The following is a 13,323-nucleotide window of genomic DNA, read 5'->3' as shown; positions in this document are numbered from 1 at the left end:
TTCATGCTCCATAAACTCCAGTGACGATGACCCGCAGCGGGCTTCGGCGGCTTATCATGCCCGCATGACTATCTTCCCGCGCCTGATGGGTGTCCTCGGCGTCCTGCTGATCGTGGGCGCGTTGGTGCTGCTGTTTGCCAACGTGATCGCCATCAATCAACTGCACGCGGTGGCTTCGGCCCTGCGCAACAACACCACCGCCAACCCCGGCCTCGGCGTCATGTTCACGGTGGGTTTGGCGGCCATCGGTGGGCTGCTGGCAGGTGCGGGCAGCGTCCTCGCCATGCGTGGGCGGCGGAACAACTAGATAAACTCTCGCGCCGTTCCCTCTCCTCCATGCTCCGTTCGGGTATGGAGGTTTTTGCTGACCCGCTGCCTGTCTATATGGGCTGCGAAGCTTGAAATGTAATCTATATACACTCCAATATGGATTTATTCACAACTGGGAAGTGGACGGGCTAGCTGCGGCAGATAGAGGGTTTGGCCGCACGGATCGGCTCTGGAAGAGCTTCCCGCACTCAGGCGCTTCACGGTCAATGCTGTTCGGAGTCGATTCTTCTCCAGCCTTACCCCACTCCGGGGTACACCGTTCAAGATTCACGGATTCGCTCTGACGCTCAGTTGGCGGGACGGCACGCTGTTCAGGCGGCGCTGCCCTCGGTCAGCAGTCAGGCCAAACCACAGCACTTCAGAGGAGAAATCACCAGATGACCACGACTGTTTGGCAAAAACTGATGCGAACCAAAACGGCAGATGCCGAAGCGGGAAGCGGGCATGGGGGACACGGGGAACTGGGCCGCAGCCTCAATCTTTTTTCGCTGGTGATGTTGGGTGTGGGGGCCACCATCGGCACCGGTATCTTTTTTGCGATGGCCGAAGCTGTGCCCAAAGCTGGCCCCGCCGTGATCTGGTCGTTTATTTTGGCGGGCGTGGCGGCGGCCCTGACGGCGCTGTGTTACGCCGAACTCGCCTCCAGCATTCCGGCGTCGGGGTCGGCGTACTCGTACACTTACGTCACCATTGGAGAATTCGCGGCCTACATCGTGGGGGCGTGCCTGCTGCTGGAATACGCGCTGGCGGCCAGCGCCACCTCTATCGGCTGGTCTGAATATCTCAATAACTTCCTGACCAACGCCACCGGCTGGAGCATTCCCGAAGCCCTGCGCTCGCCCATGCTGGTGCGCGGCGACACGGGCCTAGAGATTCACGCCGGACACATCAACTTGCCGCCCATCATTCTGGTCACGATGTGCTGCTTGCTGCTCCTGCGCGGCGCACGCGAATCGGCGGCCATCAACGCCATCATGGTCATGATAAAGGTCGGTATTCTGCTGTTTTTCTCGGCGGTGGCGCTCGCTGCCTTTAAATCCAGCAATTTCGTGCCGTTCAATCCGTTCGGCGTCAGCGGCACCGACGTAGCCGGAAACAAAGTGGGCATCGTGGCGGCGGCAGGCACGATTTTCTTCTCGTTCATCGGCCTAGACACGGTGGCAACGGCGGGTGCAGAGGTCAAAAACCCCAAGCGTAATGTCCCGCTGGGCATCATTTTGGCGCTCGTCATCGTGATTGCCGCCTATATCATCGTGTGTGTGGCGGCTATGGGCGCACAACCGGCCTCGGCCTTCAAAGACCAAGAAGCGGGTTTGGCCGTAATTTTGCAGAACGTGCTGCACGCCAAATGGCCCGCTGTGCTGCTGTCGGCGGGCGCAGTCATTTCGGTCTTCAGCGTCACACTGGTCACCATTTACGGCCAAACGCGCATTCTGTTTGCCATTGGCCGCGACGGCCTCATTCCCAAAGCCTTCCATTCGGTGAGTCCGCGCACGCTGGCCCCGGTGTTCAATACGGTGGTCGTGTGCGTGCTGGTGGGCTTGGTGGGCGGCTTTGTGGATTCGGCCTACTTGTGGGACATGGTCAGCATGGGCACGCTGGTGGCCTTTTCGCTGGTGTCGGTGGGCGTGATCGTCATGCGCTACAAAGCGCCCAAGCTAGAGCGCGGCTTTAAGCTGCCGTTCGGCCCTTGGGTCATTCCCGGCCTGAGCATCGCGGTGTGCATGTTCATCGTCAAAGACCTGCCCACCACGACGTATCAGGTGTTTTTCATCTGGATGGCGGTGGCGTTGGTGGGGTACTTTGCTTACGGCATCCGGCATTCCAAACTGGGTCAGCTTAAACTGGCGCAACAGCGCAAGAGCCGCCGATGACCACCGTGCTGGTGGGCTACGCCGCCGATCAAGCGGGTGCGGAAGCCTTGGTGCTGGGCCGCCTGCTGACGGGGCAAGGGACGGGTCAACTTATCGTCTGCACCATCGTTCCCGAGGTCTGGAACCATCCCACCCTCAGCGCCGTGGATCAGGAGTACGCCAACTACCTAGACGAACACGCCCAAGAAACCCTTGCCAGCGCCTGGAGTCTGCTGGAAGGCATGGAGGGCGTTCCTCCAATTCAGGTGCAGTACCTCAAGCACGCGGCCAAATCCACCACTGTCGGCCTCAGCGAAGCGGCGGCGCAGGCAGGGGCCGATGTGTTGGTGGTGGGTTCAGCCCGTGCAGGAGTCAGCGGACGCCTGAGCCTCGGCAGCGTCTCCAGCGAGATTCTGCATTCGTCCGGCCTTGCGGTGGCGCTGGCTCCGCAGGGCTACGACTTGGCACCGGGGCAGCGCGTGACCCGTCTCAGTTGCGCCTACGCCGGAACCGAAGTGTCGAACAGCACGGTGTTGGAAGCACTCCGGTTGGCGGGCAGTTTGGGCGTGCCGCTGCGGGTGGTGGCCTTTGCCGTGCGAGACCGTCAAATGTACCCCTCGCTGGCGGGTTACAAAGCCGAAAACATGATCGTGGATGCTTGGCGCGAGCGCACGAAAGCCGCGCTGGAGCGCTTGCAAGAGCAGTTGGCCGGACACTCGCCGCCCATCAGCGTGGCCCTCGCTGACGGAGAATCTTGGGAAGAGGCGTTGGGGCAAGTGGACTGGCACCCCGGCGAAGTCTTGGCGCTGGGTTCCAGCCGGATGGGGGTGTTGGCCCGCGTCTTCCTCGGCTCGAACGCCAGCAAGATTATCCGAGCCTCGCCTGTGCCCGTGCTGGTGTTGCCGAAAGTGGGGTGAGGGAGCCAGATTGATAAGCTCCTGCTTCAGGCAGAGGTTTCTGCTCAGAGCATCAAGTGTCATATACTTAATGGCATGACTCATACCACCAACGCTGTGAGAATCAGTGCCACCTTGCCCGCAGAGCTGGCTATGTTTTTGGACAATTACCAAGCCAGCCGCGCTCTAGATTCTCGGAGTGCGGCTTTGGCTGATGCCGTCCGGGCGCTCCGTGACCAAGTGCTAAACGAGGCTTACCGGGAGTTGGGAGACGCTCAACGGGCAGGATTGGAACAGTACCCAGCCGACAACACCGATGGATTGGAAGGCGTTTGAAACTGGTGCGGCGCGGCGACATCTGGTTGATCAACTATCGCCCAGACGGGCGGGAAGGTGAGGCTGGGCAAGTCCATCCCGGAATCGTGGTCAGTAACAATGCGGCCAACGCCAACGCCGTCTTACTGATGACCGTTCCCCTGACCAGCAACGTAGAGCGGATGTATGTCACTAATGTTCTGCTGCCCAATCAGCGCACGGGCCTCGATTACGACAGTAAAGCCCAGCTAGAGGCTATGCGAGCAGCCAATGTCACCCGGTTTCTTAAGCGGCTGGGACATGTCCCGGATGACCTGATGAGCGAAATAGACGCCAAGCTGAGAATGCACTTGGGAATCTAGATTTCTCCCGTTACACCTCCAAAGCCAACTTATCCACATCATTCAGCAGCGGCGTGCCTGCCGGATAGTTGCCGTTGAAGCAGGCGAGGCACAGGCCGGGGCCACTGACGGCTTCGGCCAGCCCGCGTTCGCTGATGAAAGCCAGCGTATCGGCCCCGATCAGTTGGCAGATTTGCTCCAAGCTGTGCGTACTCGCCACCAGTTCTTTGCGGGCGGCGGTGTCGATGCCGTAAAAACACGGGTGCTTGATGGGCGGGCTGGACACCCGGAAATGGACTTCGGTGGCCCCGGCGTCGCGCAGCAGATTTACGATCAGGCTGGAAGTCGTGCCGCGCACGATGGAGTCGTCTACCAAGATCACCCGTTTGCCGCGCACCGCACTCGTGGGCGAGAGCTTCATCCGCACTTTCAGGTCACGGGCTTCCTGTGTGGGTGCAATAAAGGTGCGGCCAGCGTAAGGGTTTTTGGAAAGGCCGTAGTCGAAGGGCAAGCCACTTTCGCGGGCGTACCCGATGGCCGCTCCGATGCCGGAATCGGGCACGGGCACCACCACGTCGGCCTCTACGGGGTGTTCGCGGGCCAACTGAATGCCCATGCGAATTCGGCTGGCGTAGGTGTCTACACCGTCCAGTTCTCCGTCGCTGCGGGCAAAATAAATCCACTCGAAGGCGCAGGGCGTGGGCGCGGCAGGATGCACCATCAGGCTGTGCAGGCCGTTTTCGTCTACCCAGACCAGTTCTCCGGGCAGCACGTCGCGCAGCAGCCTTGCCCCCACCGTGTACAGGGCGCAGGGTTCGGAGGCGATCACGTATGCGCCGTCGTCCCGCTGCCCGATCACGAGGGGCCGCACGCCGTTGGGGTCACGGAACCCGATCAGGGCCGTGCGGCTCATCAGGACGCAGGCGTAGCCGCCTTTCAGTTGCTGCATGGCTCCGGCGGTGGCTTCCACCAAGTCCATGTGCGACTCGCGGGCAATCAGGTTCAGCATCACTTCAGAGTCGTTGGTGGTGGCAAAGAGTGCGCCTTCCATCAACATTTGGTTGCGAACTTCACGGGCATTTACAAAATTGCCGTTGTGCGCCAATCCCAAAATGCCCTTGTTGGTGCGGGTCGTGAGGGGCTGGGCATTGAAGCGCAGGTTGCTGCCGGTGGTGCTGTAGCGCACATGCCCGATGCTGACGCGGGCGTTGGGGAGGCGCACCCGCTCCAGCCGCCGCTCGTCGAAGACCTGCGTGACCAGTCCGAGGTCTTTTTCCACATGGAACTTGTCGCCGTCACTGACGCACATGCCCGCCGCTTCCTGCCCTCGGTGCTGGAGGGCGAAAATGCCGAGGTACGTGAGCCACGCCAGATCAAGGGCGTGGGGCGAATACATGCCGAACACACCGCATTCCTCGCGGGGCTTGTCGAGGGCGGGGTCGAAGTCGGCGTTCATGTCTGGGCTGTCCGTCCAGTTGTCGCCCACCATCATCCCAAAATCTCCCGCAGGGGCGCGTCGTAGGCGGCTTTCAGTTCCGAGAGCTTCACGCTCAACTGTAATTCTTGTGCAGGCAAAGAAATGGTCACGCTGTCACCGCCGCTGAGGCCGAGGCGGGTAAACGGCACATTCAGTTCCGTCAGGGTGCGCTCTGTGGCGTCCGGGTCGGTCACGGCCACGATGACACGGCTGTGCGCTTCGCCGTACAGCAGGGCGTCGGCGCGGGCGGTTCCGGGCAGGGTCACTTGCAGTCCCACGCCACTCACCATGCCCATTTCGGCCAATGCGACGGCCAAGCCACCTTCGGCGCAGTCGTGGGCGGTGTCGGTCAGGTGCGTGCGAATCAGGGCCAGTGTTCCGGCGATCACGCGGGCTTCGAGGTCAAGGTCTAGCGGTGGCACGCGGCCCGCTTCCAGCCCATGCACGGTTTCTAGGTACTGACTCGCGCCGATGGAATCTCCGATGTCTCCAAGCAGGTACAGCGTCTGGCCCGCCGCCTTGAGGTTTAGCGTGGCCCGTACCTTCACGTCGGGCAGCACGCCCACCATGCCAATGGTGGGGGTGGGATGAATCGCCACCGTGCGGCCCGTGGTTTGGTCTACGTATTGGTTGTAGAGGCTCACGTTGCCGCCCGTGACCGGCGTATTCAGGGCGCGGCAGGCGTCGGCAATGCCCTGCACGGCCTGCTGAAGCTGGTAATACACCTCGGGGCGGTGCGGGTTGCCAAAGTTCAGATTGTCGGTAATCGCCAGTGGCGTTGCGCCCACGCAGGCGAGGTTGCGGGCGGCTTCGGCCACAGCGGCGGCGGCCCCAGTGTAGGGGTCAAGTTGCACAAAACGCGGGTTGCAATCGGATGTCGCGGCCACACCCTTGTTCGATCCCTTCACGCGCATGACGGCGGCGTCGGCGGCTCCGGGCACGACTACCGTATTGGTCATCACCTGATGGTCGAAACGCTCGTAGATGGGGCGTTTGCTGGCGATGGTGGGGTGGGCCAGCAGTTGCAGGAGCACACTTCCGAGGTCGGCAGGGACAGGCAGGCCGCTTAGATCGCGCTCACGGGCCGCCTTGATATCTTCCGATTCCACGCCCTCTCGGGTGTATTTCGGCGCTTCGTTCAGCAGGGCCACCGGCAAATCACAGACCACTTCTCCGCGCCACGTCAGGCGGTAGCGGTCATGGGCTTCAACTTGCCCAATATCGATCACGTCCAGTTCCCACTTGTCCAGCAGGGCGTGCATTTCGTCCTCGCGCCCCGGCACAGGTACCAGAATCATGCGCTCCTGCGATTCGCTCAGGCACAGTTCCATCGGCACCATGCCCGATTCGCGGGTGGGCACACGGTCTAAATCCATCGTGATGCCCAGTCCGGCGCGGTAGGCCATCTCGCACGTGCTGGACACCAAGCCCGCCGCGCCCATGTCCTGCACGCCTGCCACCACACCCGCGTTGATCACGTCCAGCGTGGCTTCCAGCAGCAGTTTTTCCATGAAGGGGTCGCCTACCTGCACGGCGGGACGGTCAGCCTGGCTGGCGTCGCTCAGGTCGGCAGAGGCGAACACCGCGCCGCCCAATCCATCGCGCCCGGTTTTGCTGCCCACATACACGATCCGGTTGCCCGCTTCGCCCATCGTGCCTTTCGCCAAATCCTCGTGCCGCAGCAGGCCCAGCGCCATCACGTTCACCAGCGGGTTTTCCTGATAGCTGGGGTGAAAGGTGACTTCGCCGCCCACGGTAGGTACGCCAATCGCGTTGCCGTAGTGCGCGATGCCGTCGACTACGCCGTTGACCAAAAAGCGGGTGCGGGGGCTGGCGGGGTCGCCAAAGCGCAGGCTATCCAGCACCGCGAAGGGCCGCGCTCCCATAGCAAAAATGTCGCGCAGGATGCCGCCCACGCCTGTGGCCGCGCCCTGCACGGGTTCTACGGCGCTGGGGTGGTTATGGGATTCCATCTTGAACGCCACGCCCCAGCCGTCGCCAATGTCCACCACGCCCGCGTTTTCGCCGGGGCCTTGCAGCACTTGCGGCCCAGTGGTGGGGAAGGCGCTGAACAAGGGCCGGGAGTTCTTGTATCCGCAGTGTTCAGACCACATCGCGCCCACGATAGCGGCCTCTAAAGCGTTCGGCTCGCGGCCAATGCCGTGTACCAAAAGGTCGTATTCGCCTTCGCTGAGGCCAAAGGTGGCAGCGCGGTCACGCAGGGATGGAGCGCTTGCGGTCATGCTTGCTCCTTCCTGCCCAGCGCCACTTGCCCTCTGTGGTACGCGATGTGGCGCACATGCATTCCCAATGCGGCGAGGCGGGGGCGCTCTCCGGTGGGGGCGCTGGGGGAAAAGGTCATGCCCTGCATTTCGGCGTCGCTGGCAGCGGCCAAATACGCCACTGCTTTCGCGCCTACGTCGTCCAGATGGGCCAGAACCGCGGCCTTGTCTGCCTGCTCATTCAGTGGTGCGGCTTCGGTACCCATCGGCCCTACCCAAGGCTTGTCTTCCCAGCCCAGATGGTGATAATTCGGCGTGCAGTCTTGTAACACCGTCAGACGCACCCACTCGGCAATGTGGAGGGCGTGCCACGCGGGACTGTGGCCCAATGTGGCGGCGGCAAAAGCCTCGGTGGGCACAGCGTCCAGCACGGTGCGGAAGGCTTGAAACTCGGCGGTGTACTGCTCGGATAAGAATGTCTGCAGACCCGTCATTTGACCAGCACTCCCTTGCTCAGAATTTGGCTCAACGATTCGAACAGCCCGCGCCCGTCTTCGCTGCCCAGCAGGGCTTCTACCGCACGTTCGGGGTGCGGCATCATGCCCAGCACGTTGCCCCGTTCGCTGATAATCCCGGCGATGTCGTTCAGACTTCCGTTGGGGTTGTTGACGTACCGGAACACCACGCGCCCGTCGCCTTCCAGCCGCGCCACCGTTTCAGGGTCGGCGTAGTAGTTGCCTTCGCCGTGAGCAATCGGAATCTCAATGATTTGGCCTGCTGTGTACGCGCCCGTGAATGCGGTGTCGCTGGTTTCGACGCGCAGATGCACCGGGCGGCACAGGAAATGCAGGTCGGTATTGCGGCTGAGTGCCCCCGGTAGTAGGCCCGATTCGGTCAGCACTTGAAAGCCGTTGCAGACGCCCAGCACGTAGCCGCCGCATTCGGCGTGGGCCTTGACTGCGTTCATGATCGGGCTACGTGCCGCCACTGCGCCGCTTCTCAGGTGGTCGCCGTAAGAGAATCCGCCGGGCAAGAACACCAGATCGGTTCCGGCGGGGAGGCCGTCATCGGTGTGCCACACGAATTGGGCGTCGGGGTCGAGGGTCAGGCGGGCCGCGTGCAGGGCGTCGCCGTCGCAGTTGGAGCCAGGGAACTGGATAACGGCGACGTTCACGCGCCCGCCACCGCCTGCACGGGGGATTCTTCCAGCTCCCAGCGCACGTCTTCCATCACGGGATTGCTCAGCACGTTCACGGCCATGTCTTGCAGGCGGGCTTCCACCTCGCCGCGCTCGCCCTCCAGTTGCAATTCAATCAATTTGCCCACGCGCACGCTGCTGGCTTGTTGGCCCAAATGGGACAAAGCGCGTTCTACGGTGCGCCCCTGCGGATCGAGGATGGACGGCTTGAGGGTCACGAAGACTTTGGCTTGAAACACTGTGGCTTGGTGGGTTTTGGTGGGTTCGGGGGACATAGTGGCTCCTCCTGTGTTTAAGGGGCGCGAGGTCTAAGGGTCGAGGGTCGAAGAATCTAAGAACGGCAAAAAGAAGGCTGTGGGCGGGTTTTTGTCAGAGAAAAGGGGCAAGAGCGTTTCGGCCTACCGCCTTAGTCTGTTAGACGCTTGACCCTTAGACTTCCCGCCTCACGCGAGACAGCATTTCGGCATAGGCATCTTCTACGCCGCCCAAATCACGGCGGAAGCGGTCTTTGTCCATCTTTTCGTTTGTTTCGGCGTCCCAAAAGCGGCAAGTATCGGGGCTAATTTCGTCGGCCAGCACGATTGAGCCGTCACTGAGCTTGCCAAATTCCAACTTGAAGTCGATCAGTTTGATGCCGCGTGCCAAGAAAAACGGGGTCAGGAACTCGCGCACTTGCAGGGCCAGTTCACGAATGCGGGCCAACTCAGTTTCGGTAGCCCAGCCGAGGCTGACGGCGGTATCCGTATTGATCAGCGGGTCGCCCAGCGCGTCGGATTTGTAGCAGTACTCCACCACCGGACGGGGCAAGGGCGTGCCTTCCTCTATGTTCAGCCGCTTAGAAAAACTGCCTGCCGCCACGTTCCGCACGATTACTTCGACGGGCACGATCTCTACGGCCTTCACCCGCTGCTCGCGCTCGCTCAGCAATTCTAGAAAATGGGTGGGAATGCCTGCCGCCTCCAGTTGCGGATAAATGGCCGCCGTGATCGCGTTGTTGATGGCCCCTTTGCCGCCAATTTGGGCCTTCTTTACGCCGTTGAAGGCTGTGGCGTCGTCCTTGTATTCCACGATATACACGGCGGGGTCGGCGGTGGCGTACACGCGCTTGGCCTTGCCCTCGTAGCGCAGTTCTCCAAGGTCAGGGTGGGGCTGAAAGCTGGCGGGCTGGGTCATCGGTTCGCTCCTATTCGTTTCGCGGCAGTTTGTTTGGCGGCTAAGCACCGGGGCATCAAAGTAAAGCGAGCGTCTCCCCAAGTTTGACTGGGGTAGCGCCCTAAGGTTGCGGTGCTGAACATGTGTGGAACCCCCATCACCGTCTCTCGGACGGACTGACCCACCCATGCAGGGCCGGTGGCGTCTCGCAGGACGCATTTGGAAGAACTGCCTGAGGCAGCGGGTATGTACAGAGAACGCGCCGGAAGCACGCGCACTGCCGTACATCACCTTAACACCCATAGCCGGAGCCGGAGCGGGGTTGTTCATGCGGGCTGGACGGTGGGTGTGGGAAAAGCTTTACGCTCCTAGCTCCTGCCGCACCCAGTCCACGCGCCAATCGTGTTCGCGGTGGCCCCGGCTGATTTGCACGGTTTGGCCCTGCGGCAAGCGCCAACGCTCGGTTTCGCGCTTGTCCAGCTCGATCAGCAGCAGGCGGCGGCGCGTAATAAACCGCTCCAGTCGCTCCCGGCTGACATACACGCCGGGGCCGTGATGCAGCGTCAGTTCGGTGTTGGAAACGCGAACGTGAAGACGGGCCATGCCTCACTGTAAGGGATTTAACAGCCGGGGTGTTCAGATATCAGTCAGGTTCTCAGGGCCGGGGTGGGCCAACTGACCCGCACAAAGCGTTCCCGGCCTGCCAGATCAGGCAACACCTCGGCTTCAGCGCCCAAAGTGCGGGCTTCGGCGGCCAACGTGGGCGCGTTGCGGGGGTCGAGTTCCAGCAGCAACACGCCGCCCACTGTTGATCCTGCTTGGGCTAACACTGCCCGCACCTGCGCCAGCAAGGGCCGCGCCACGCTCAGGCCATCGGCTCCAGCGTACAGGGCCAAGTCGGGATCGTGCCGCACTTCCGGATCGGCGCTGTGTTGGTCGGTATCGGGCAGGTACGGCGGATTGCTGACGATTAGATCGAAGGAGCCGGAAATGCCTCGAAATAAGTCGGCCTGCACAAATTGCACATCCAACCCGTTCAGCGTGGCGTTTTCCTGTGCCAGGGCCAAAGCCTCCGTGCTGATGTCGGTCGCGGTCACGGCGGCGTCGGAGCGGGCAAATTTAATTCCCAGAGCCAGTGCGCCCGTGCCTGTGCCTACGTCCAGCACGCGGGGGTTGACTGTGCCGTGCAGGGCTTCCAGCGCCAAATGCAGCAGCCATTCGGTTTCGGGCCGGGGAATCAGCGCCCGCCCGTCCGATTTCAGGCGCACGCCGCCCCATTCCACTTCGTCCAGCAGATGTTGCAGCGGTATGCGGGCGGCTCTGGCATCTATCAAGGCTAAGAGTTGCGCCGCCTGAGTTTCCGAAACTTCCCGGTCAGAAGACAGGAACAGGGCCGTATCATCGAGCCTCAGCACGAATTTCAGCAGTTCCCGCGCATCGGTTTGGGGGGAAAGCAAACCGACTTCTGCAAAGCGTGAGGTGGCCTGAACTTGCCAAGCTTTAATGCTGGACAACGGTAACCCTGAAGCGCCTTACCCGTGCCGGGGCCGAATCATCAGGCGGCGGGAGGCACCTTCGCCCACCGATTCGCTCATCACGTCCGGGTGTTCCTTGAGGGCAATGTGAATCACGCGGCGCTCGGCGGCGGGCATGGGCTGAAGCTCGTGCGCTTCGCCGCTTTTGGCGACTTGAATGGCGAGGCGCTCGGCCAGTTTGGTCAGGGTGTCGGCCTGCCGTTTGCGGAAACCGCCTACATCAATTCGCACGCGCAGATCGCTGCGGCCCGCTTGCTTGGCCAGCACCGTGTAGGCGATCACCTCTATAGCCCCAAGCAACCGCCCGTCGCGCCCCGCGAGTTTGGCCGCGTTTTCACCCGTAATCTCGGCTTCCAGCGCGTCTTCGGCCTGCTGCACCGACACGGTCAGGGTGTCGTCCATCCGGCTGGTCAGGGCGTTCAGGAAGCGTTCCAGCACTTCTTTAGGGTCTTCGTTGGGCGTGCCCTCGGCGGGCAAAGCGTCTACGGAAGCGTCAGGGGCAGGCGGCGGCGGCGTGACCTCGTCCTCGTCGGCCTCGCTAATTCCCAAGCCCGCGAGATAGTCGTCGAGGTTCGTGCGGTTGTCCATAATCCACACTTTACCGCGTAACTCTCACGGTTCTCTCTCACATTCAGATTCGGTCAGCTTGGGCCTCGGCTTCCGGCGCGGCGGCCTGCCTCGCAAACTCTTTGGCGCTGCGTTCCAGCATCTCGAACATGCTCTCGAAGCCCGCTTTGCCGCCCATATACGGATCGGGCACGTCTGCGCCGGGGGCGATTGGGTCAAAGTCACGCATCAGGCGCACACGGCTCGCGGCTCCGGGCGTTCCGGCGAGGGCGCGGGCTTCTGCTGCGTTTTGGGAATCCATCGCCAGAATCACGTCGTAATCGGCAAAATCACGCCGAAGCAGTTGCCGCGCCTTGCCGTTCAGCCTCAGCCCATGCCGCCGCGCCACGTCTATGCTGCGCGGGTCGGCGGGCCTGCCCACGTGCCAGTCGCCGGTGCCCGCGCTGTCCACCACAGCCTCCACCCCGGCGGCGGCCAATTCCCGCCTCAGCAATGCCTCGGCCACTGGAGAACGGCAGATATTGCCGAGGCACAGGGCGAGAACGCGCAGGGGAGCGGGAGGGGTCATGTGGGTATTGTGGGGCGTTTGGGGTTATGCGTGAACCCCCCCGTTGCTGGCGCAACGCCCCCCCTTAGAGGGGAGGACAACAGCTTTTGCGCTCCCCTTTAAGGGGGGCTGGCTGCGAAGCAGACTGGGGGGTTTACACGCGGCTGCAACACAAAAAGTAGATCGTAGTCGCAGTTGCCCACGATCTACGATCCACCCTCCACAATCAATCTGTTATCTGTTCGTATTCACCACGAGCGGTCTTACTGGCTTCGCTCGATCAAAAACGCCTTTTCGATGATGTCGGGCGTGCCGGGGTAGCCGGGCTGAATGCGGGTGAGGCGATCTAGCACGTCCAGCCCTTCAACGATGCGGCCAAACACGGTGTGCTTGCCGTTCAGGTGGGGCGTGGCGGTAAAGGTCACGAAAAACTGGCTACCGTTGGTGCCGGGGCCACGGTTCGCCATGCTCAGCACGCCTTTTCCGTCGTGGCGGTGGTCGCTGCCGAATTCGTCTTCAAAGTCGTAGCCGGGGCCGCCGCTGCCCGTGCCGGTGGGGTCGCCCGCCTGCGCCATAAAGCCGTCGATGACGCGGTGAAACTTGATGCCGTCGTAGTAGTGATGACGCAGCAAGTAGGCGAAGGAGTTGACGGTCACGGGGGCGTCGTCGGCAAACAAGTCGACGATCAGGCGGCCTTTGCTGGTGTCCAGCACGGCGCGGTAGTCCTTGCCGGGTTCGATGCCGTCTCCGAGTTCGGGGGCCGCAGAAAACTTGATCTGACGCTCGGCGCTGAGTTCGGGTGTTGCGGTAAAGCCTTGGGGCAGGTCGGTGTAAGCGTCGCTCATGCGGGCATTGTAGCGGGCCTAGTCACACAGTCGGCTTTTAGGATG

16 protein-coding genes are annotated in these 13,323 nt (G+C 62.1%); 5 read left to right on the top strand and 11 right to left on the bottom strand.

From position 1 onward, the window contains the following. Positions 1-64 precede the first annotated feature (64 nt). The 5 genes from E7T06_RS06025 to E7T06_RS06005 all read left to right on the top strand — a co-directional run bounded on the left by E7T06_RS06025 (position 65) and on the right by E7T06_RS06005 (position 3,756). A complete protein-coding gene (locus tag E7T06_RS06025) occupies positions 65-307 on the top strand; it encodes a hypothetical protein (RefSeq protein ID WP_136364929.1) in 243 nt (80 codons plus the stop codon). A gap of 400 nt (positions 308-707) precedes the next feature. Next, on the top strand, positions 708-2,204 hold the full coding sequence (locus E7T06_RS06020) for an amino acid permease (protein WP_168733398.1): 1,497 nt from the start codon (positions 708-710) through the stop codon (positions 2,202-2,204). Next, the gene (locus E7T06_RS06015; RefSeq protein ID WP_136364928.1) at positions 2,201-3,100 is read left to right on the top strand and encodes a universal stress protein; all 900 of its coding nucleotides are present in this window, start codon (positions 2,201-2,203) and stop codon (positions 3,098-3,100) included. Before E7T06_RS06020 ends, E7T06_RS06015 begins: the two co-directional genes overlap by 4 nt. A 75-nt stretch (positions 3,101-3,175) precedes the next feature. After that, the gene (locus E7T06_RS06010; protein ID WP_136364927.1) at positions 3,176-3,415 is read left to right on the top strand and encodes a ribbon-helix-helix domain-containing protein; all 240 of its coding nucleotides are present in this window, start codon (positions 3,176-3,178) and stop codon (positions 3,413-3,415) included. A gap of 5 nt (positions 3,416-3,420) precedes the next feature. Beyond that, on the top strand, positions 3,421-3,756 hold the full coding sequence (locus E7T06_RS06005) for a type II toxin-antitoxin system PemK/MazF family toxin (RefSeq protein WP_240740883.1): 336 nt from the start codon (positions 3,421-3,423) through the stop codon (positions 3,754-3,756). Positions 3,757-3,766: 10 nt separating this feature from the next. Here E7T06_RS06005 and purF read toward each other — a convergent pair whose 3' ends face one another. From purF to E7T06_RS05950, 11 genes are all read right to left on the bottom strand, one after another. Further along, entirely contained in the window at positions 3,767-5,224 is a 1,458-nt protein-coding gene (gene purF / locus E7T06_RS06000) for an amidophosphoribosyltransferase (protein ID WP_205750837.1), read from the bottom strand. Beyond that, entirely contained in the window at positions 5,224-7,455 is a 2,232-nt protein-coding gene (gene purL, locus E7T06_RS05995; RefSeq protein ID WP_136364925.1) for a phosphoribosylformylglycinamidine synthase subunit PurL, read from the bottom strand. Before purL ends, purF begins: the two co-directional genes overlap by 1 nt. Next, positions 7,452-7,928, bottom strand: coding sequence for a DinB family protein (locus tag E7T06_RS05990; protein ID WP_136364924.1), 477 nt, complete (start codon positions 7,926-7,928; stop codon positions 7,452-7,454). The genes purL and E7T06_RS05990 overlap by 4 nt, the downstream gene beginning before the upstream one ends. Beyond that, on the bottom strand, positions 7,925-8,608 hold the full coding sequence (purQ, locus tag E7T06_RS05985) for a phosphoribosylformylglycinamidine synthase subunit PurQ (RefSeq protein ID WP_136364923.1): 684 nt from the start codon (positions 8,606-8,608) through the stop codon (positions 7,925-7,927). Before purQ ends, E7T06_RS05990 begins: the two co-directional genes overlap by 4 nt. Beyond that, entirely contained in the window at positions 8,605-8,907 is a 303-nt protein-coding gene (gene purS / locus E7T06_RS05980) for a phosphoribosylformylglycinamidine synthase subunit PurS (protein ID WP_136364922.1), read from the bottom strand. Before purS ends, purQ begins: the two co-directional genes overlap by 4 nt. Positions 8,908-9,061: 154 nt before the next feature. Beyond that, the gene (gene purC / locus E7T06_RS05975; protein ID WP_136364921.1) at positions 9,062-9,805 is read right to left on the bottom strand and encodes a phosphoribosylaminoimidazolesuccinocarboxamide synthase; all 744 of its coding nucleotides are present in this window, start codon (positions 9,803-9,805) and stop codon (positions 9,062-9,064) included. 339 nt (positions 9,806-10,144) lie between these two features. Next, on the bottom strand, positions 10,145-10,387 hold the full coding sequence (locus E7T06_RS05970; protein ID WP_136364920.1) for a hypothetical protein: 243 nt from the start codon (positions 10,385-10,387) through the stop codon (positions 10,145-10,147). A gap of 44 nt (positions 10,388-10,431) precedes the next feature. Next, positions 10,432-11,298, bottom strand: a complete 867-nt coding sequence (prmC, locus tag E7T06_RS05965) for a peptide chain release factor N(5)-glutamine methyltransferase (protein ID WP_136364919.1) — start codon at positions 11,296-11,298, stop codon at positions 10,432-10,434. A gap of 18 nt (positions 11,299-11,316) precedes the next feature. Further along, positions 11,317-11,907, bottom strand: a complete 591-nt coding sequence (locus tag E7T06_RS05960; protein WP_136364918.1) for a protein jag — start codon at positions 11,905-11,907, stop codon at positions 11,317-11,319. Between the two features lie 43 nt (positions 11,908-11,950). Then, on the bottom strand, positions 11,951-12,454 hold the full coding sequence (locus E7T06_RS05955; RefSeq protein WP_168733397.1) for a low molecular weight protein-tyrosine-phosphatase: 504 nt from the start codon (positions 12,452-12,454) through the stop codon (positions 11,951-11,953). 242 nt (positions 12,455-12,696) lie between these two features. Then, positions 12,697-13,278: a peptidylprolyl isomerase gene (locus E7T06_RS05950; RefSeq protein ID WP_136364917.1), complete on the bottom strand. Its 582-nt coding sequence runs from the start codon at positions 13,276-13,278 to the stop codon at positions 12,697-12,699. Between the last annotated feature and the right edge of the window lie 45 nt (positions 13,279-13,323).

It is taken from the genome of Deinococcus sp. Arct2-2 (assembly GCF_004801315.1).
GTDB lineage: Bacteria > Deinococcota > Deinococci > Deinococcales > Deinococcaceae > Deinococcus.
The sequence above is the reverse complement of the archived record's forward strand: the minus strand, read 5'-3'. Positions and strand labels throughout refer to the sequence as shown.

Coding starts and splice junctions, on each gene's coding strand:
- E7T06_RS06025 (WP_136364929.1), top strand. CDS start 65: ATGACTATCTTCCCGCGCCTGATGGGTGTCCTCGGCGTCCTGCTGATC.
- E7T06_RS06020 (WP_168733398.1), top strand. CDS start 708: ATGACCACGACTGTTTGGCAAAAACTGATGCGAACCAAAACGGCAGAT.
- E7T06_RS06015 (WP_136364928.1), top strand. CDS start 2,201: ATGACCACCGTGCTGGTGGGCTACGCCGCCGATCAAGCGGGTGCGGAA.
- E7T06_RS06010 (WP_136364927.1), top strand. CDS start 3,176: ATGACTCATACCACCAACGCTGTGAGAATCAGTGCCACCTTGCCCGCA.
- purF (WP_205750837.1), bottom strand. CDS start 5,224: ATGGTGGGCGACAACTGGACGGACAGCCCAGACATGAACGCCGACTTC.
- purL (WP_136364925.1), bottom strand. CDS start 7,455: ATGACCGCAAGCGCTCCATCCCTGCGTGACCGCGCTGCCACCTTTGGC.
- E7T06_RS05990 (WP_136364924.1), bottom strand. CDS start 7,928: ATGACGGGTCTGCAGACATTCTTATCCGAGCAGTACACCGCCGAGTTT.
- purS (WP_136364922.1), bottom strand. CDS start 8,907: ATGTCCCCCGAACCCACCAAAACCCACCAAGCCACAGTGTTTCAAGCC.
- purC (WP_136364921.1), bottom strand. CDS start 9,805: ATGACCCAGCCCGCCAGCTTTCAGCCCCACCCTGACCTTGGAGAACTG.
- E7T06_RS05970 (WP_136364920.1), bottom strand. CDS start 10,387: ATGGCCCGTCTTCACGTTCGCGTTTCCAACACCGAACTGACGCTGCAT.
- E7T06_RS05960 (WP_136364918.1), bottom strand. CDS start 11,907: ATGGACAACCGCACGAACCTCGACGACTATCTCGCGGGCTTGGGAATT.
- E7T06_RS05955 (WP_168733397.1), bottom strand. CDS start 12,454: ATGACCCCTCCCGCTCCCCTGCGCGTTCTCGCCCTGTGCCTCGGCAAT.
- E7T06_RS05950 (WP_136364917.1), bottom strand. CDS start 13,278: ATGAGCGACGCTTACACCGACCTGCCCCAAGGCTTTACCGCAACACCC.